Source organism: Caloramator sp. E03, from assembly GCF_006016075.1.
Classification (GTDB): domain Bacteria; phylum Bacillota; class Clostridia; order Clostridiales; family Caloramatoraceae; genus Caloramator_B.
In genome coordinates this window covers 2,507,618-2,528,062 of the sequence record NZ_CP040093.1, presented here as the reverse complement: position 1 = coordinate 2,528,062, position 20,445 = coordinate 2,507,618, and the positions used below count along the sequence as shown (strand labels likewise).

Genomic DNA, 20,445 nt, shown 5'->3' with positions numbered 1-20,445 from the left:
TTTACCTATCTCCATATTTTATATCTAACTTTTGAATTAAAAATCTATATTTACCTGATTTTGTTCTTGGAATATTATCAACATACTTAATTATAAGCTGCATATCATCACCTAATTTTTTCTTCAATTCCCTATATATAATTTTCTCGTCTTTTTCAGTATAATTAGGTTTTTTAACAATATTAAATATGCATACTCCCGGAGTATCTTGATAAAATTGAAATTGTTGTACATTATCAAAGATATTGGAATGCATATTTATAGCAGTCATAGAAATATATCGACCTGTAAATGTAATTAATAATTCTTGTAACCTTCCTTCTACTTTTTTAATTAATTTATAATTTCTTCCACAGGTACAAGTTTTATTTGTATTTACAGCAAGATCCATTGTTTTATATCGTATAAAAGGTACAACATAATTATTAAAACCTGTTGCAACTATTTCACCTATTTCATCTTCTTCTGTTACTTCTTGACCATTTTCATTTATTAATTCTGTATAACCATATTCAGATTGTAAATGATAATAATTACTATATTCACATTCTCCTCCTATACAAGCATGTTCTGTATGTCCATAAAAACTAAATACTTTTACATTAAATGCATTTTCAATTTCCTTCCTTTGAAATTCATATAAATTTTCAGATGCACATAATATACATTTTAAATTTTTACAATTTATTATTATTTTATTTTCATTAATATAATTTGATAAAATATATATTGATGATGGATAGGCTTGTATAAAATCAGGATTAAATTTATTAATTAAATTAATATAATTAATCATATTTTCTTCAGTCAATTTATATGAAGATAAAATTAATTCTCTGTTTTTATATTCGTATAACCCATTAAAAGGAATATTCCCTCTTAAAATAACACATTTATTTACTTTATTAATATCATAACCTACTCTCTTCCATATATGCGTAACAAAAGCCCATTCTCTAATTAATTCAAATTTTTTATCTATATAAAATCCAGTAGGTATTCCTGTAGATCCTCCTGTTGTTACATATAATAAGTTTTTATTGTTATTTTTATAGTTATTAGATACTAATTCCTTTAAATTGTTTTGGATAATTTCTTTTGTTAAATAAGGTATTTTTTTATAATCATCAAAATCTTGAATAGCATTAGGTTTTATTCCATATTCATTAAATAATTTATAATAATATGGTACAGTATTATATGCATGTTGAATAATCTCTTTTATTTTATGAATCTGATATTCTTGTAATTTGCTTTTATCCCAATATTGAGATTTATCAAGAAAATTATAAAAATCCCTAAAATCCCTACCATATCTTATTTTATCTGGTAAACTATAATAAATAAATCTTATAGGTTGTTGATATACGGGTGGAATTTTATTAATAATATTTTTCATATAAATCAGTCCTTATATAAATTTTATTTTCATTCCCTATCATTTTTATATTTATCCTTTTCCCGTCTGTTTTGCATCCATAGCTGTAAGATATATCGCATTTTTCAATTATATAATCACCTTGAAATTCCAATAGAAGCCTTTTATTATTTTTAAGCAGTTCTAAATATCCGTCTTTTTCTTTAATTTCTACCCCTTTATCTAAAATAAAATTTATAAAATATTTGCCTTTTTTATTATTTATATCACCTTTTAAAGTATCAGTTATTTCTAACATTTCATCTTTAATTTTAACTCTTCTTTGGTGAATAACTCCACATTTTTTATAATATCCGTAATGTTCTCCAAAAAAGATATTTTCAGTAAAGTTTAAACATCTTCCAAAGGTTTCTTCCTTCATATAAAATAAATCATAAGGATTAAATTCGTTCTGCTCAAAGCCTTCTATATAAAGGGTACTGTGCATATTTGTACTTCTAAAAACATTTCTCATTTTATAATCTGCTGTATATAAGTAAGAGCCCGGATCTATTATAAAATCTTCCCCTTCAACGTTAAGTTCAATACTTAACTGATCATTATGGCTATGTCCACCCTCTCCCCTGCAGGAGAGCTGTCCACATCTTATTAAGCAGTAAAATTTATCATTTCTTAAAATATAATATCCTCCGTCATTGTAAGCAATTGAAGATAATTTATATTCTTTTAAGCTATCTTTATAACTTCCTAAGATCCAAAGGGCATCTTCTCTAAAATCTTTCCCAAAATATCTAAAATCATCCCTGTCAAAATATTCTCCTGCTACTGATAATATATGTCTAAAATCCCTTCTATCCCAGTTATGATAATCAGATAGTATTACAAGCCTTCCATCATCGGCATCCCCAATTAAAGGCGATTTACCATTTGGTTTTGTAATTTGCATAATAAATTCGCACATCTTTTCCAGTCTTTTAATGTATTCAATAGAAAAATTAATATTATTTTTACTGCATAATATAGTTGTTATTAAAAATAACTCTGTAACTAATCTATGATAGGAAGTTGATGACTCATAATCTGTTCCATCTATATTTACTTCCTTTTTCATTTCTTTTTCAAATTCAGATATTCCATATTTTAGCCAGTCCTTTGGATTATTGTTCTTTTCTTTATCATTAATATAAAAATCACCAAAATAAATCCCAAGCCATATTAGTCCTGCTAAATCTGAAAGATAATGATTATTGTAGTGCTCTCCGTAGTTTTCAAGATTTTTATATATAAATCTTCCATGAAGATATAAGGATTTATTAAATTTTGTCCAAAAATCCATATTTATTGATTTGCTGCTGTTAAACATAAAGTATCCCAATATCCAATTTACAGCTCTTATAGCTACATCCATGGTGCATGTCCAATTTACACTCATCTCAACAGGATTATTCAAAATCCAATCTTCAATCTCATTTTTAAATTCTAATGCATATTTTTCATCACAGGTTAAAATATATGCCTTACCAAGGGTAAATAAATGCTGAAATCTTGACAGCTCCCAGGGAACCTTTACATCAGCATTATTGTTCAAATCAACTATTTTTATATCTTTATAAAATTTATTTTCCCATTTAAAGCCTGTCTTAAAATCCTCATTCCATGGAAGTTTTTCTCCTAAATATTTCTCCCCAGAGCCTAAAAGATTAAATTTATGTTCTAATATTAGGTTAGCACTTCTTATAATAGAATCTTCTAAATTAAGCTTTTTAATTTCCTCTATATACTTTTCCCTATTGTTAAAATCATAGAAAAAGCTGCATTCAGGGTAAAAGGAATAAAATTTATCTATTGGAATATCAATAGGATTTTTATAGGCTCTATATCTTCTATATGAAAAATATATTTTATTTTTTATTTTTTTAAATGCTTTTTTTGTTAGCTTTCTTATTGGCTGATTTTTATATTTTGAAAATTTTTTTATTATATTTGACATAAGAAACTCCTATTTTAATCTTTTAACCTAAATATAGATAAATCATACTCACTTCCAAGTAATGATGAAATGATATCTTGTCCATTATTATCAAATACCATTTCTTTAATAAAATTATTTGATATAAATGCTCCTTCTATATCTGTTATCTCCCCTGCTTTAATTCTTTTGGAAAGCTCATTTGCTATATACCTTGATAATGATTTGAGTGTATTAGATCCATCCCCTCCTACAACATATCCCATTGCAGCAACATCATTAGGATAAAGATTATTAAATTCTATGGCTATCTGATAAGCACTTAAATAAGGTCTTTTAAAATGATGTGATGGATTGGGAGAATAATTGATGTTTGATAAAATATTTCTTATCCTATTTTCAAAATCATAAGTTTGCCAATTAGACATTGGAAGGACTCCTTTCAAATATAATTTATTCATTTCGTAAAAATAGTTACACAAAATATAATAAAAATTATATATTCAATTTTACATATTAATTTTATATTTTTACTTAATTTTGTAATGTTCTCCAAAACCATACCAAATATTATTAATTGAGTCCACAACCAACAAATATATAATCGTGGTATAATACCAGTAAAATAATAAAATACTACAATTGCTGATGCACTTGAATATAAAAAACTAAATAGAATAATTTTTTTATTTTGCTTTTTATTTTTAAATAAAAATATAAGAAATGTTGGCATTATAAAAATTATAATAAATATTGGTGATATAGTATTTAAAATTTCAAATAATGAATTAATATATATGTTGCTTATATTTGCTCTACCACCTGTAAATACAAAATACAATGACCATAAAATTAATTTTATTGGAGAATTTGCTTTATAAGGTTGCCATCTTCCCAATTCAATATTTTCTTTATTACTTAAAATATTAACAGCTAAGAAACCATATCCCATAAATTCTGTAATTTTGCCAACTATAAATATTATTGCTATTATTAATATAATAAGTTGTATTATTTTTTTTAATGATAACTTATCATACAGATAATAAATAATTAAAGTTAAACCTAAAAGTATACCAATATAAATTCTTATATAAGTTATAATTCCAATTAAAAAAATAAATAATTTCCATATTTTAAATTCATTATTTTTATTATCTTGGTTATTATTAACAATAACTAAATAAGATGCAAATAAAATTAAAAATAAAATAATATTATCTCTCATTAAATCAATATTTATGTATATAAATCCAGGGTAAAGGTTCATCAATAATACAACTATTCTTGAATATTTAGGTTGTAAAAATTCATTTGAAATCTTATAAAGAAATAAATTTGATATAATAGAAAATTGATATTTAATTATAATTAAACTATTCAAATCATTACCAAATAATATATTTAATAAAGAATTCCATAAAATAAAATAATTATAAATTCCTCTATCAATGTATTTTTTTTCTATTCCACCAGTAAAGTAAGAAATAAAATTTCTATTTTTCCATAAATCGCTTACTATTTTTGATTGATAATAATAGCCATAAGAATCATAATATAAATTATTCCCAACTTGTCCATATAATAATCCATCTGAAAAGCCAAGTTTTTTTGCGTTACAATAAGCAATATAAATCAAACTTAAGTTAAATATTATTATGAATATAGTTAATAAATAAAATTTAATATCTTCAATCTTTAATTTTTTAAATATATAGTTATTTAATGTAAAACATGCCATAATTAATAAGATATTTTGCAATATATTGTATCTAATATATATTTTCTTAAATTGCAATAATAAATGCAACACTCTGTGAAAAATCATGTAGTATAAGGACTAAAAATAGTCAAAATAGCCTTAAATCCATCTTAATTATCAATCTATATGTCACGCAGGGGTATGTCAAGGGCTGCGTAGCAGGCGTAGCTTTACCCTTGACATACCACAAGTGGCATCTACAATATTCATAATATGATTTAGGCTATTTTTAATAATTCCTCGTAAAAAAATTTTTCAGGAGTTTTGTAATTTAGTAATTTTCGTGGGAGTGTATTCATCCAATTTTGAATTCTTTTAATGGTATCAATAGATATATCCTTTATACTCTTTCCCTTAGGGATAAAACGACGTATAAGACCATTATGTCGTTCGTTAGTTCCTCTTTCAAAAGAAGAAAAGGGATGGGTATAATATACCTCAACATCATATTTTTTAAGAATGAATTGTAAATTACTAAATTCAACTCCATTATCTGCCGTAATACTCTTGAAAATCTTTTTAAAATTATCCTTATATACTTCCATAAGTCTCTTTATAGAATCATCAACAGACTTAGCATCTTTATTATCTAAAAGCATTATTATTTCATAACGGGATTTACGTTCTGTTAAAGTTAAAAGAGCTTTATCGCCTGATTTTTTACCTATAACAGTATCTATTTCCCAATGTCCAAATTCTTGACGAGAATTAATTTGTTCAGGCCTTAAATCAATACTTTTACCTAAAAGGCGTTTGTTCTCCCTAATTCTTTTCTTTTTAGGTTTTAAACGTGTTTTTAAAGGTAAATCTATATTACGTATAGATAAAAATCCTCTATCAATATAGTTATATAAGGTCTTAGTTGAAACAATGAACTCATCTTTCCAAGAAGGATCAGTTTTGCAATAACCAACGACAGTATCAACAGACCAATTATTTTTACGGATTTTTTCTTCTGCAAATTTTATAAAGGTTTCTACTTTAGCCAATTTAATTTTTGCTCCGCAATTTGAGCGGTGATTTTTATAGACAGCTTGCCCAGTTTCAGGGAAATAACTTGAATAATAAGATAAATCACTTTTTAATTGTGATACAGTACCACGTTTAATTTCACGGCTTATAGTACTTGGACTTCGTCCTAATTTTTTAGCAATATAACGAATACTTTTACCTTCTTTAAGCAAGGCAAAAATTTCTCCACGTTCATAAGATTTCAGATGTTTAAAAGAACGTATAGGTGTGTTATAATTATTTTTATGAACCATAGTGAAAACCTCCTGTATGTTTGGATTTGTCACCTATATCATACATGATTTTCACTATGGTTTAAATATTTTTTACCTGTTGCATTTAATTATACAATGAATCATTTATATTTCTTTGCATATATTACTCCTTATTTTATATAGATATTTAAATATACTTTTTTATCTCTTCAAACCTTTTTTCCCAAGTATTTTCCTTTGCAAATTGTATATTTCTTTCTCTATTTTTTTCTTTATTTTCTATAGCTTGTACAATATATTCACAAAATTCATCATAATTATTAGCAATATATGCTGGGCTATTTATATATTGCATTTCTTTAAAATTAGTTGATACAACATTTAAGCCAACACTCATATATTCATAAAGCTTTATAGGTGAAACTGAATTTGTCATATTATTAACTTTAAAAGGTATTATTGCTGCATCGCTAAAATATAAATAATTAGGTATTTCATAATAATTTCTTTTTCCTAAAATAAAGATGTTTTGTTTTTTAAGAGATAATAAATCTATTTGTGGTTGACCAATAATATAAAAGTCATACTCTTTTAATTTTTCAGCAGCATATACTATTAAATCTATATCAAACCATTCACTTATTGCTCCAACATAAATTATTTTAGGTCTTTTATTATTTTTAAATTCAAAAGGGTAAATATAATAATCTCTAATAAAGTTTTTTATGTCAACTCCGTTAGGTAAATATTTTATGTCTTTTTTAAGGTATTTTTTTCTATCTATTATATTTTTTGATACTGCTAAGTTTAAATCGGACTCATTAATTAATTTTTCTTCTATTGATTTTATGCTTTTAGGAAAACTTGAAAATTCAGCAAAATCATCTGCAATTCTATATATTAACTTTTTATAATTAACAATATTTTTTAAATAATATTGTTTAGGATTTGAAATCCAAAGTATATCTACATTTAAAAAATCAATTTTATTTAAAGTTTCTTTTAAATTCGGTTTAATAAACTTATGTAAATTAAGCCCTATCTTTTCTTTATTAAAAAAAGGATAATTGCCATATAGAAAAATTGAATAAGGTGCAAACCCATAAATATTTTCTTTTAGCTTATGCCTATCTATTAATGATAAACTTTTTCTCTTTCTATATACATTTTTGTCTTTAAAATATATCAAAAAATTCCAAGGATTTGATATCCATAATACTTCATAACCATTATTTGCAAATAAATCTGCATAGTGATGATTACCAAGTTTATTTGTATTATCATCATATTCTTTAAAATCAGCAAAAATAATTTTTTTCATTTAACCACCTATATTTTCTAAGTTTTACTATTAATATTCTTCTTAAATATTTTAAATAGGAAAAAATAATTAATAATATTAATAAAGCAAAACTTATTTTTTTTTCGCTTTTATTGTTTTCTTTATATAATAAAATAAGATTTCTTATTTCAAATTTTTCACACATTTTCATATTAGCCGATAGTCCATTATCACCATATAAATATTTATAAGTAGTACATAGAGGGATATTTATAATGCCTCCTTTGAATTTTCTTAATACTCTCATAAATAACAATTGATCTTCTGCATATCTTTGTTCTTCATTAAAAAGTCCAATTTCTTCTAATGCCTTTTTATTTATAATTACACTTGGAGTAATAAAATAATTTTTAAAAAGTCTTTTATAAAAAGTAATTTCTGTAAAATAATCATTAGTCTTTATTTTATTTAATTTTTTTCCTTTTATAATAATATTATTTTGAGTACCTAATATATAATAATCTTTATGTTTTTCCAAAAAATTTATTTGTTCTTCTAATTTATTATTTTCCCAAGTATCATCAGAATCTAAAAATGCAATATATTCACCTTTGCTACTTTTTATACCTAAATTTCTTGCACTAGAAGGGCCTTTATTTTTTTGATTAAGATGTTTACATTTTATATTTTTATTATCATTTATAAATTTATTTACTAATTTTTCTGAAGAATCATTTGAACCATCATTGATTATTATTATTTCAAAATCTTTATATGTTTGATTCTTTATAGAATCTAAAGCTCTAATTATTGTTTTTTCACTATTATAATATGGAACTATTATACTTACTTTACACATTTTTACTCTCCATATATAAATTAAAATAATTTTGTTTCATTATTTTTAATGAATAAAAATTAATAATATGATTTTTTGCAGAATTTGATATTTTATTATTATTATAATTTAGTAATATTTTTTTAAAATCAGATAGATCATTACATAAATATCCATTTTCATTATTAATAATTACATCCTTATTCCCAATAACATTTGATACTATAACAGGTTTTTCTAAATACATAGCTTCAAGTAATGATAAAGGTAATCCTTCCCATTCTGAAGTCAAAATAAAAATATTCAATTTTAATAATTCTTTAATTACATCTATTCTTTCTAACCATCCAGTTATTCTTATATTTTTAGATTTTAATTCATGTTTTAATTCTCCATCGCCAATCCAAACAAAGTCATATTGAGGAAAATTATTTGCTATTTCATTAAATAATATTGGATTTTTTTGAGGACATATTCTACCTACAGTGCCTATGGTTATTTTTTTATTATTTTTATAAATGTTTTTATCTATGTTATTTTCTATTATTATTTTATCTATTTCTTCTATATCAATGCCATTATTAATATTTAAAGATTTATTTGATATTTTTTTAGCTTCTTCATATTCTCCTTTAGAGCAACCTATAATATATCCTCCTAAATTTGCTGCAAACTTTTCTAAATATAAATATAGTTTTCTTTTAATTTTAGATTCATTTTGTTGCAAAAATGAAAAACCATGCGGATTATAATAAACATTTTCCATATTAAATCCATTAAAATAACACGCTAATCTACCTAAAAAACCTGCTTTTGATGAATGTAGATGTATAATATCAGGATCTTCTTTTTTTAAAAATTTTTTTATTTGAAAAAATGATTGAATATTTATGTACGGATTAAATCCTCTACACATATTAACTTTTATAAATTTAATCTTAGGATTAAAATCTTTTTTAAAATTTTTAGGAGTTTCTTTTCTCTCTGAATAAATAATAACTAATTCAAATTCATCTGCAAGTCCATTACAAAGTTCTCTAAGAAAATAATAAACTCCTCCCCCGAAAGATTCTACAACATGTACAATTTTTTTCATAATTATATTCTCCACCACTTAAATCCATATTTTTTAGCTTCTGTCTCGTTTATAACATTTTTAGTATCAATTATAATCGAGCTTTTTTCATTTGTTTTGCCATATACTCATAATCGTCAAAGGATATTCCCTTTTGTTTTGTAAGTATTACTACTGCATCGGCGTCTTTTAAGGCTTCATCCTGCGTTTTTACTTTAAATTCATATTCTGTTGGAACTTGTGGATCAAAGGCACAAACTAATGCTCCCCTGTTTATTAATTTATTGCATATATCTATCGGCGGGCTTATTCTATCATCATTAGAAAAATCCTTCATAGCAAGACCTAATACTGCTACTTTGGAATTTTCTAAGGTTTTTCCTACTTTATTTAACTGCTCTTCTATTTTACTAACTATGAAATCAGGAAGTAGTCTGTTTTTCTCCCTTGATAGCTTAAATAACTCAAGGTCAACATTAAGCTCCTTCGCCTTAGGCTCAAGGTAGTGATATGCATTTGGTATGCAGTATCCTCCAACTCCTGGACCTGGAGTTAAAAGATTTACCCTTTTATGGGTATTTGCAAGGCGTATAACTTCAAAAACGTCTATATTTAATGCTTCACAGAATCTTGCAACTTCCTGAACCATTGCTATATTTACATCTCTTTGGGCATTTTCTACAACCTTTGAAGTTTCAACAGCTTTTATGGAGTTTGATATTACTATATCTGCTTTGCATACAACTGATAATAAATCAACTGCCCTATAAAGGCTTGGCTTGTTTATTCCCGCAACTAAAGTAGGCATATTAGCAAATTCCTCAAAGGCATTACCCTCTGCTATTCTCTCTGAGGAGTAGGCAAGATAAAAGTCAACTCCTGCCCTTAACTTTGATTCTTCCTCAAGTATAGGAAGGATTATTTCTTCTGTTGTTCCTGGTATTACTGTACTTCTTATTACAACCAAATCTTCTTTTTTAAGGTTTTTACCTATTACTCTTATCGCACTTTCAAGGTAGCTTATATCATGTTTCCCATCTTTTATAGGTATGCCAACGGTTACAATTATGTTGTTGCATTCCTTTACTGCCTTTGAAGCATCGGTTACAGCTTTATATCTTTTTTCTTCAATCTGCATTTTTAATATTTCTTGTATTGTTACGTTATAAAATTTTTCTGTATGATGGGTTATGCCTTTATTTATTTCGTCAACAAGTTTTTTATCAATATCAACACCAATCGTATTGCAACCCCTTAAGGCAAAGCTTAATGTTAAAGGAAGCCCAACAAAGCCCTGCCCAAAGACGCATACCCTTTTATTTAATGATTTTTCTGGTATATTTTCATTTAATTCTCTTATATCAAAAGCCTTAATTGTTTCCATTTTTACCTCCCTTAGCATGCATTCTCGTCTCCAAAGAGAACAATTTTTATTAATAAGCACCTGATTTTTTAAATACAACAAGAATTGTTTTAAATATTATTATAATATCGTTTAATATACTTCTATTATCTATGTATTCCATATCAAGCATAACTCTTTCCTCATAAGTAGTATCGCTTCTACCTGATACCTGCCATAGTCCTGTAAGACCAGGTTTTGCAGATAAAAATTTTTCTGCATATATACCATATTTTTCAAGCTCTTTCTCTACTATTGGTCTTGGACCTACTATTGTCATATTACCAATCAATATATTAAATAATTGTGGTAATTCATCAAGACTTGTTTTTCTTAAAAATGCACCTACTTTTGTTATTCTTGGATCATCTTTTAGTTTAAAATTTTCTTCAAATTCTTTTTTCTGCTCAGGTGTTAATTTTTTTAGCATTTCTTCAGCATTTTTATACATTGATCTAAATTTATAAACTTTTATTATCTTCCCATTTAATCCAAGCCTTTTATGTGAAAAGAATGGATTCCCTGGTGAATCAATAATTATTGCTATTGATATTACTAAAAAAATAGGCAAACATAAAATTATTCCAACAAATGATAAAATGATATCTAATATTCTTTTAATAAAAAAATAAAGTTGTGATGGTTGATTTATAACAGCACTTTCAATTTTGCCATTAACATCTATCTCCATTTCCCTTTCCACTTTAACACCTTCCTTAACCTTCTATTTCCCTTCTCTTTTTAAAGAATAGCCCCCGCTTTTTCTCCTTAACCTTTTTCTTATGTCCGTCACTTCCATAGTAGTAGTGGTAGTAGTAGCCGTAGTAGCCCTTTCTTGAGGTATCGATTTTATTTAGTATAACCCCAAGTATTTTAGCATCTACTTTTAAAAGGAGCTCCTTTGATTTAACTGCTGCATTTTTATCTGCTTCTCCTGATGATACTACAAGAAGTGTTCCATCGGCGTATTTTGATAGTATCTGGGCGTCGGTTACCATGAGGATTGGAGGTGTGTCGATTATTATGTAGTTGAATTGTTCCTTTAGGGATTCTATAAAATTTTGCATCTTTGATGATGCTATAATCTCTGCTGGATTTGGAGGCCTTGTACCGCAGGGAAGAACGAAGAGATTTTTATCTATTTTAACTACTGCATTTTCAAAATTAATCTCTCCAAGCAAAAGATTAGTAAGCCCTATCTCATTTGACAGGTTAAATATTTTATGTATTTTAGGCTTTCTCATGTCGCAGTCAATTAGAAGTATTTTATTATCACCCTGTGATAAAACTGCTGATAAGTTTGAAGAGACTGTTGACTTTCCTTCTCCAGGGCCAGAACTTGTAACGACTATTGTTTTTATATTTTTATCAAAGGATGAAAACTGTATATTTGTCCTTAAAGTTCTATATGCCTCTGATACAACTGATTTAGGATTATTAATAGTAATTAAATCAATTAGTGGCACACAACCAACCCCTTAAATAAAAAATGATAACTATTTTTGAGAAAATTTAACAAAACACATAAGAAATTATAACATTTTTTTAACAAAATTCAAAACTTCCATATTGGTTATTATTATCCATATTTAACTATAATTTCTTTTTAAACCAAAATATTCTCTTGTTTTCGCTTAATATCTCTGAATTATGCTCAATTGTTTCATCTTTAAGTAAATTATTTCCATTTTGTGTAATATTTAATACAATTTCATTATTATACTTTTGGGCAACCTCTAAGGATTTTTTTAAGGCAGGTATTCTAATATTGTTAGAGTGTGCATCTGATGCAATGAAATGACATATATTATGTTTTATTAACTTTATGGCTGTTTTTTTAACATGCCTGCCAAAGAGGCCTGTAATGCTTGATGAGTTTATTTGAATAAGGCAGCCCTCTTTTATAAAATTATTTATAAAACAGGGCTTATTTATAATATATCTATATCTTTCAGGATGAGCAATGATTGGAACTATTCCAAGAAGGGCAAGTTCATAAATTATGTCAAAGGTGTAATCTGGCATACTATCCATTGGAAGTTCAATCAGCATGTAGCGGCTTTTGTTTAAAGTTAGTATTTTATTGTCTTTGTACTGCTTTAAAAGATTTCTGTTTAAAAATACTTCCTGCCCACATAAAACCTCTATATCAATTCCCAATTCCTTTGATATATTATTAAGGTTTTCAACTGAATTTAATATAGTTTCAGGATTATTTTCAAATATATCAGGATAAAAATGAGGTGTTGCTATTATCTTTTTAATACCGTCTTTTGATGCAATCTTAAGCATCTCTAATGAGGTTTCTATAGAATCAGAACCATCATCTATATTAGGTATAATATGGCAGTGAACGTCTATCATTTTTTCTTTTTCCTTTCTTCACCTTTTCCATAATAATAGTAATACCTATATCCATATCCACTTCTTGATTTTATATCTATTTTGTTTAATACTACTCCAAGTATTTTTGCATTAACATTTAATAAAAGCTCTTTTGCCTTTATTGCAGCGTCCCTATCTGCCTCCCCAGAAGATACAACAAGTATAACCCCATCAGCCATAGTTGAAAGAATCTGTGCATCAGTTACTGTAATAACCGGAGGAGTATCAAGTATTACATAGTCAAACTGCTCCCTTACCCTTTCTAAAAAGATTTTCATTTTACTTGATGAGAGCATCTCTGCAGGATTTGGTGGAATTGTACCAGAGGGAATTACATATAGGTTGTCCAGTATTTTAGTGAAATTAAAATATATATACTCATCTCCAAGAAGGAGGTTACTTAGCCCTTCTTGATTTGATATTTTAAACTTTTTATGTATCATTGGCCTTCTAAGGTCACAATCTACAAGTAATACTTTTTTCCCTATTTCTGCCAATGAATAAGCAAAGTTTGAGGCTGTAGTACTTTTACCTTCCCCTGGCCCAGAACTTGTAATTATTATAGTTTTAATATCCTTATCAAAGGAAGCAAATTGAATATTTGTCCTTAAAGTTCTATATGCCTCAGAAACCGGGGATTTTGGATCCTTTTGAAGTATTATATCAGACATGTTATCCTCCTATTCATGTTTTGGTATTGTTCCAATAACTGGTATGTTAAGATATTTTTCTATATCTTCTTCTGTTTTTAGTGTATTATCCATGTATTCAAGTAAAAATATAATTCCAAGGGATATCATTATTCCAAGAACAAATGCTATTGCAATATTAAGCTTCTTTTTTGGCTTTATTGGTTTGTCTGGAATCGTTGCATTGTCTATTATCTGAACATTTCCTGTAGGATAAAGCCTCATAGCCTCTTCAATAAAATTTTGGGATAATAAATTTACAGTTTCCATAGCATCTCTTGGATCTTTACTTCTTGCTTTTAGCATCATTATCTGGGTATCAACCTGTGGAGTTACTGTAATAGTTTTTTGAAAATCTTCATAGTCTATATCTTTATTTAATTCTCTTATAGTTTTTTCGGCAACAAGCCTTGATTTTGCAATTTCGCTGTAGGTTTTTAAAAGCTTTTGGTACATCATTACATCGTTATATTGTACTTGATAGTTTGTCCCGTCTGGAACCTTCCCAATAAGTACACTAACACTTGCCTCATAAGTTGGAGGCAATATAAAAAAACTTACAATTCCTGTTATTATAATTAACAATGAAGTTATTAATATTATTATTGATTTCCTTTTTTTAATTATTTCTAATAGTTCCCTTAAATCAATGCTCATTTCTTCATCCATTAACAATTCCTCCTCATATTATGCATAATTAGTAATAATGCTATAATTTTTATATAATAGTATTAAAGTATAAATATATGAAAAATTTAGCACTTATAATCTATTTTATTACATAATATTAATTTTTTCAAATATTAAATAATAATTCGGGTCTTTGACAGTTGCAAGACAAAAAAAGTGCCTTAAAGCCTTGATATAGGCTTATTTTTTTGTCAAATTTTAAATTTTTATAGTGCACAATGTGTAACAATGTGTTATAATATAGATATAAATATATGAAGAGATGTGAAAAAATGAGATTACAAATTGTTAAATCAAAAAATGCAGCATCCTTATACGTAGTTAAATCTGTTTATGAAAAAGGCAATCGTACTTCAAAAGTAGTTGAGAAGCTTGGCACTTATGATGAACTTTTAAAAAAACTAAACGGACAAGACCCTATAGAATGGGGGAAGAGGTACGTTGAAGAGTTAAATAGAAAAGAAAAAGAAGAGAAAAGAGAAATATTAGTAAAATACTCGCCTGTTAAACAAATTAACAAAGACGAACAGCATACTTTTAATGGTAGTTACTTGTTTTTACAAAAAATATATAACGAGCTTGGGCTGCAAAATATCTGTAAAAATATTTCGGATAAACATAAATTTAATTTTAATCTAAATTCAATACTATCAAGATTAATTTATGCAAGAATTATTTATCCATCATCTAAGCTTGCTACATACGAACTATCAAAAAAATTTATTGAGCAGCCTGATTTTGAGCTTCAGCATATTTATAGAGCTTTAGAAGTAATTTCAGAAGAAACAGATTTTATTCAGTCAGAATTATATAAGAACAGTCTTAAAGTTTGCAATCGTAATAAAGGAGTTCTCTATTATGACTGCACCAACTATTTCTTTGAAATTGAACAGGAAGAAGGATTAAAACAGTATGGAGTATCGAAGGAACATAGACCCAATCCAATTGTTCAAATGGGACTTTTCATGGATGGAGACGGCATCCCCCTTGCATTTTGTATAAACAAAGGTAATACTAATGAACAAGTAACTTTAAAACCTTTAGAGCAAAAAATTATATCCGAATTTGGGCTTTCAAAATTTATCATTTGTACAGATGCAGGGCTTGCATCTACAGCAAACAGAAAATTTAATAATATACAAAATCGAGCTTTTATTACTACACAATCTATTAAAAAATTAAAATCACATTTAAAAGAATGGGCGTTAGCCCCCAAAGGATGGCATCTTAGCGATTCAGACAAAGTATATAATTTAAACGAAATTAACGAAGAAGCAGATATTAATAAAATTTTTTATAAGGAACGCTGGATAAAAGAAGACGGGCTTGAACAAAAACTTATTGTAACATTTTCCTTGAAATATAGAAACTATCAAAGAACTATAAGAGGTAACCAAATAGAGAGAGCTCAAGAGGTTATTGATACCAATCCTACAAAATTGAAGAAATGTAATGCTAATGATTACAAACGCTTTATTTCAAAGACTCACTACACACCTGACGGTGAAGTAGCTGAAAAAGAATTATACAGCATTAATGCTGATTTAATAGCACAAGAGGCAATGTATGATGGTTTTTACGCAGTATGTACAAATATAAGTGATGATGCTGCCGCAATTATAAAAATTAATAGAAGGCGTTGGGAAATAGAAGAGTCCTTCCGTATTATGAAATCAGAGTTTAAGGCAAGACCAGTATATTTAAGAAGAGATGATAGAATAAAAGCGCATTTTACAACTTGTTTCATTTCCCTGATGATATATAGGCTATTAGAAAAAAAGCTTTCAGAAAAATATACGTGTAGCGATATTATATCAGGACTTAGAGAAATGAATTTTTATGAGATTAAGAATGAGGGTTATATTCCAATATATACAAGGACTGATTTTACAGATGATTTACATGACAAATTTGGCTTTAGAACGGATTATCAAATAATTAATATGAAACAAATGAAGAAAATTTTTAAAGACACGAAAAAATAAAAAACATTGTTCACTTTTTTGAAAAGTATAAAAGCCTGAGAGCCCTTGATATTCAATGGTTCTACAGGCTTTTTGCTTCTCGCAACTGTCAAAGATGAGATATTAATTTTTTCAAATATTAAATAATAATTTTTGTATTTTTTTGATATTATAGTAAAAACCCCAGGCTATGGGGTTATATCCTCTTGATATACAACCTCTATAACCTGGGGTGTCTCTGTCTGGCTTGTATGGTCTTTTATATGTTTTACTGAAACTATTACTGAATTTAAATCATCGAGTACTGATATTTCATTTGCAATTTCAATATCTTTTATTCTTATTCTTTCGTTTGGATGCCTATAGGATACGTCAACTGCTATACAATTTGGTATTTTACTTGGAATGCATTCTATTTCAATTTCATCCTTTTCAATCTGGGCTATTGCATCATAGTTTTTTAATGTATCCTCTCCCTTTACTATAACTGGAACTTTAGTTTTAATCTTTTCGTTTTCTTTAACCCTTTGAAGGTCTATATGTATTATTTTCTTTGTTACAGGGTCCCTTTGTACTTCTTTTATTAATGACTTTTCATTTTTCCCGTCAAGCTCAATGTCAATTACTCCATGTTCCCCTACCCTTTTTATTACATCGTAAACATCAAGCTCTGCAAACTCAACGAGCATGCTGCTTTCTTTAAGCCCATATAATATTGCAGGGATTTTCCCTGATTTTCTAAGCCTTTTATTATCACCTTTTGTAATGTGAAATCTTTTATCTGCATGAAGAGTATTTCCCATCTTGTAACCTCCTTAAAGTTTTTTCTTTAGAAGTTTTTCCTATTTTTTATTTTTTTAAACATTATTTTTAAACTAATTTGTAGCAATTATTAAAAGACTGCATATTATTTTTTACAGGAGGAAAATTATTTATAAAAATTTATCTTTTTTTTAAAATAAATAATTGAATTTAAAGAAGTGTTATCTTATAATTAAATAGGCTTTAAGACATGTTAAAGCCTTGATTATACAAGGTTTATTAAGAAAAGAAAGAGGGTGCATATTACATTGAGAAATTACAAACTTGATCAGACACAAACGCCAATTTTTGACTCCTTAATGGAGTATGTTAACAGGAACACAATACCCTTCCATGTACCTGGCCATAAAAAAGGAGATGGAATGGACAGTAAATTTAAAGATTTTGTAGGTAAAAATATATTATCCATTGATGTTACAGTATTTAAGCTTGTGGATAGCCTTCACCATCCAACAACATCTATAAAAAAAGCTATGGAGCTTGCTGCCGATTGCTATGGCTCTGATATGGCATTTATATCAGTACACGGAACTTCTGGTGCTATTCAGGCTATGATAATGAGTGTTGTTAAGGATGGAGATAAGATAATAGTTCCAAGAAATGTTCACAAATCTGTTACAGCAGGCATCATTTTAAGCGGTGCTAATCCTATTTTCATGCAGCCAGAAATAGATAAAAACCTTGGCATAGCTCACGGTGTTACTCCTGAAACTGTTGAAGAAACGTTAAAGATGCATCCAGATGCCAAAGCTGTACTTGTTATTAATCCAACTTACTATGGAGTTGCAACTGATATTAAAAAGATTGCTGAAATCGTCCACAGCTATGATATTCCTTTAATAGTTGATGAGGCACATGGCCCGCATCTTGGGTTTAACGACAGGCTTCCAATATCTGCAATGGATGCTGGAGCTGATATGTGTTCCCAAAGCACCCACAAGATAATAGGTTCTATGACTCAAAGTTCTTTTTTGCAGGTTAGAGGCGGAAGGGTTGATATAAATAGAGTTCAGTCTATGATGAGCCTTCTTCAAACTACAAGCCCATTATATCCTTTAATGGCTTCACTTGATGTTGCAAGGATGCAAATTGCAACTAAGGGAAAAGAGCTTTTAGACTATGCTATTGATCTTGCTGAATATACAAGAAATGAAATAAACAAGATACCAGGACTTTATTGTTTTGGAAAAGAAATTTTAGGGCAAAAGGGAGTTTATGCTCTTGATCCTACAAAGATTACAATAACTGCAAAGGGCCTTGGATTAACAGGTTATGAGCTTGACAGTATGCTTGCTGATGAGTATCATATACAGCTTGAATTATCTGATTTATATAATGCCCTTGCAGTAGGATCCTTTGGAGATACAAAGGAGAAAAATGATAAGTTGATTGAAGCTCTTTGGGATATTAGCAAAAGGTTTTATGGGAAAAGGCCTGTTAAGGGAGAAGTACTTGATATACCTTCTATACCAGAGAGAAAGTTATCTCCAAGGGAGGCTTATTATGCAAATAAGAGGTCAGTTCCTATTAATGAGAGTGCAGGGCTTGTATCCTGTGAATTTTTAATGTCCTATCCTCCTGGAATCCCGGTTCTTTGCCCTGGAGAAGTTATAACTAAGGAGATTATTGATTATGTTCAGGCACTAAAGGATACAGGGCTTTATGTTCAAGGAACTGAGGATCCTGAAGTTAATTATATAAAGGTTGTTGAATAAAATTCCCCGCAATATGCGGGGTTTTATTTATATCTATCATCTTTTGAGGCTGCTTTACAGAGGGAAAATATGAGTAAGTAAATAAATGATACAAATATAATACCTAATATCCATTTTAACATTTTTTATCCTCCTAAGTAATATTATACTTAGTTCTAAGATTTTTATTATTAAAAATGTTACTAAGAGAAATATATTATCTTCTTAAAAATTTTATATTTCCCCTTTGTTTTTATGCTTCACTTTAATATATATCGTACAATTATATTATAAGATTAGAGCACTTAGTTATTTTGATTTAAAATATATAATTTGCATGATTTATTTCCATATTTTTATATTTATTTGATTTTATGTTACTTATGTGTTAAAATGTATTTTGTATCAAATTTAGAAAGGAGTTACAGTTATGAGAAAAAGATATAAAACTTTAGTATGCATTGTAGCTGCATTATTTAGTGTTTTTACTTTTTTAGGATTTATAAATGCAAATGCTAAAACTAAAACAGTTGTAAAGCCAAAACTTATTTTTGTTTCGCAGCCTAAGGCTGAATATAAAAAAGGTGATAAGGTTACATTTCAAGTTAAAGCGTCAAATTATAGTGGAAAGGTTCAGTATAGGGTTATTCTTTGGAATTTTGCTAAAAAGACTCAGGTTGAATTGTATCCAAATATGAAGAAATATGGATATTACAATGTTAAAAGCACTCCTAAAGGAACGTCTTCTTTTACAGTTTCTTTTCCAGTAAATGAAGAAGGAATATACAAGATTTCTGTTCTTGTAAAAAGGGCTGGGGCTAAAGTGCCTTATGATAGCTATGTTGTAACAAGCAGTTTTATTGTTGATCCAATAAATATTACAGAAGCTGGTGCTGTTTTAAGCGATGGGACTATATTAAAAGCTCAAAAATCTAATACCGAAAACTTCTATACCCTTGATTTAAGCTCATTAAAATCCGGTATAGGCGTTAAAACTTATATAACTACAAATAAGGATAGTGTGCTTTCTTATTTGAATTATAAGTTTAATTTGAAGGCTAATGAAAAGAAAGTTTTTGGGCCAGAGGATTTTGGTAAAGTAGATAATCCTCCTTCTGGAGTTAATATAGATGCTTTAAGGGAAATGGCAAATAAGGATGGATATATAATAGATAGCATAACGTTAAGCAGAGGCTCATTGATTCAAAGGATAAATTTAAAAATTAAAGTAAAATAATTCTGTTTTGGATACAAAATGTGGCAGCCTAA

General features: G+C 27.6%; 18 protein-coding genes. 3 read left to right on the top strand and 15 right to left on the bottom strand.

The features are described from left to right. Position 1: 1 nt before the first annotated feature. The 14 genes from FDN13_RS12060 to FDN13_RS11995 all read right to left on the bottom strand — a co-directional run bounded on the left by FDN13_RS12060 (position 2) and on the right by FDN13_RS11995 (position 14,675). Positions 2–1,399: a phenylacetate--CoA ligase family protein gene (locus FDN13_RS12060; RefSeq protein ID WP_138980619.1), complete on the bottom strand. Its 1,398-nt coding sequence runs from the start codon at positions 1,397–1,399 to the stop codon at positions 2–4. Continuing rightward, positions 1,383–3,368 carry an alginate lyase family protein gene (locus FDN13_RS12055; protein ID WP_138980618.1) on the bottom strand — a complete coding sequence of 662 codons (1,986 nt, stop codon included), beginning with the start codon at positions 3,366–3,368 and terminating at the stop codon, positions 1,383–1,385. The genes FDN13_RS12060 and FDN13_RS12055 overlap by 17 nt, the downstream gene beginning before the upstream one ends. A gap of 14 nt (positions 3,369–3,382) precedes the next feature. Then, entirely contained in the window at positions 3,383–3,775 is a 393-nt protein-coding gene (locus FDN13_RS12050) for a hypothetical protein (RefSeq protein WP_138980617.1), read from the bottom strand. A gap of 29 nt (positions 3,776–3,804) precedes the next feature. After that, positions 3,805–5,088 (bottom strand): glycosyltransferase family 39 protein, encoded by a 1,284-nt coding sequence (locus tag FDN13_RS12045; RefSeq protein WP_168190161.1) that lies wholly within the window; start codon positions 5,086–5,088, stop codon positions 3,805–3,807. Between the two features lie 239 nt (positions 5,089–5,327). Next, positions 5,328–6,374: an IS30 family transposase gene (locus tag FDN13_RS12040; RefSeq protein WP_138980615.1), complete on the bottom strand. Its 1,047-nt coding sequence runs from the start codon at positions 6,372–6,374 to the stop codon at positions 5,328–5,330. Between the two features lie 148 nt (positions 6,375–6,522). Then, the gene (locus FDN13_RS12035) at positions 6,523–7,656 is read right to left on the bottom strand and encodes a glycosyltransferase (protein ID WP_138980614.1); all 1,134 of its coding nucleotides are present in this window, start codon (positions 7,654–7,656) and stop codon (positions 6,523–6,525) included. Beyond that, positions 7,634–8,476, bottom strand: a complete 843-nt coding sequence (locus FDN13_RS12030) for a glycosyltransferase family 2 protein (RefSeq protein ID WP_138980613.1) — start codon at positions 8,474–8,476, stop codon at positions 7,634–7,636. The genes FDN13_RS12035 and FDN13_RS12030 overlap by 23 nt, the downstream gene beginning before the upstream one ends. After that, positions 8,469–9,551, bottom strand: coding sequence for a glycosyltransferase (locus FDN13_RS12025; protein WP_138980612.1), 1,083 nt, complete (start codon positions 9,549–9,551; stop codon positions 8,469–8,471). Before FDN13_RS12025 ends, FDN13_RS12030 begins: the two co-directional genes overlap by 8 nt. Positions 9,552–9,621: 70 nt before the next feature. After that, on the bottom strand, positions 9,622–10,914 hold the full coding sequence (locus FDN13_RS12020) for a nucleotide sugar dehydrogenase (RefSeq protein ID WP_243120219.1): 1,293 nt from the start codon (positions 10,912–10,914) through the stop codon (positions 9,622–9,624). A 49-nt stretch (positions 10,915–10,963) separates the two neighbouring features. Next, positions 10,964–11,623, bottom strand: coding sequence for a sugar transferase (locus FDN13_RS12015; protein WP_138981095.1), 660 nt, complete (start codon positions 11,621–11,623; stop codon positions 10,964–10,966). 25 nt (positions 11,624–11,648) lie between these two features. Then, positions 11,649–12,389, bottom strand: a complete 741-nt coding sequence (locus FDN13_RS12010) for a CpsD/CapB family tyrosine-protein kinase (protein ID WP_138981094.1) — start codon at positions 12,387–12,389, stop codon at positions 11,649–11,651. A 136-nt stretch (positions 12,390–12,525) separates the two neighbouring features. After that, positions 12,526–13,296: a tyrosine-protein phosphatase gene (locus FDN13_RS12005; RefSeq protein ID WP_138980611.1), complete on the bottom strand. Its 771-nt coding sequence runs from the start codon at positions 13,294–13,296 to the stop codon at positions 12,526–12,528. Further along, entirely contained in the window at positions 13,293–13,988 is a 696-nt protein-coding gene (locus FDN13_RS12000; RefSeq protein WP_138980610.1) for a CpsD/CapB family tyrosine-protein kinase, read from the bottom strand. Before FDN13_RS12000 ends, FDN13_RS12005 begins: the two co-directional genes overlap by 4 nt. 9 nt (positions 13,989–13,997) lie before the next feature. Continuing rightward, positions 13,998–14,675: a YveK family protein gene (locus FDN13_RS11995; RefSeq protein WP_138980609.1), complete on the bottom strand. Its 678-nt coding sequence runs from the start codon at positions 14,673–14,675 to the stop codon at positions 13,998–14,000. A gap of 293 nt (positions 14,676–14,968) precedes the next feature. Here FDN13_RS11995 and FDN13_RS11990 point away from each other — a divergent pair, with 293 nt between their 5' ends. Continuing rightward, positions 14,969–16,681, top strand: coding sequence for an IS1634 family transposase (locus tag FDN13_RS11990; protein ID WP_138980608.1), 1,713 nt, complete (start codon positions 14,969–14,971; stop codon positions 16,679–16,681). A 167-nt stretch (positions 16,682–16,848) separates the two neighbouring features. On the opposite strand, the gene FDN13_RS11985 is transcribed toward FDN13_RS11990, so the two are convergent. Then, the gene (locus FDN13_RS11985; RefSeq protein WP_138980607.1) at positions 16,849–17,463 is read right to left on the bottom strand and encodes a 50S ribosomal protein L25; all 615 of its coding nucleotides are present in this window, start codon (positions 17,461–17,463) and stop codon (positions 16,849–16,851) included. Positions 17,464–17,781: 318 nt separating this feature from the next. On the opposite strand from FDN13_RS11985, the gene FDN13_RS11980 reads away from it, so the two are divergent. Next, on the top strand, positions 17,782–19,197 hold the full coding sequence (locus FDN13_RS11980) for an aminotransferase class I/II-fold pyridoxal phosphate-dependent enzyme (RefSeq protein ID WP_138980606.1): 1,416 nt from the start codon (positions 17,782–17,784) through the stop codon (positions 19,195–19,197). A 409-nt stretch (positions 19,198–19,606) separates the two neighbouring features. After that, positions 19,607–20,413, top strand: a complete 807-nt coding sequence (locus tag FDN13_RS11975; protein ID WP_138980605.1) for a hypothetical protein — start codon at positions 19,607–19,609, stop codon at positions 20,411–20,413. Positions 20,414–20,445 lie beyond the last annotated feature (32 nt).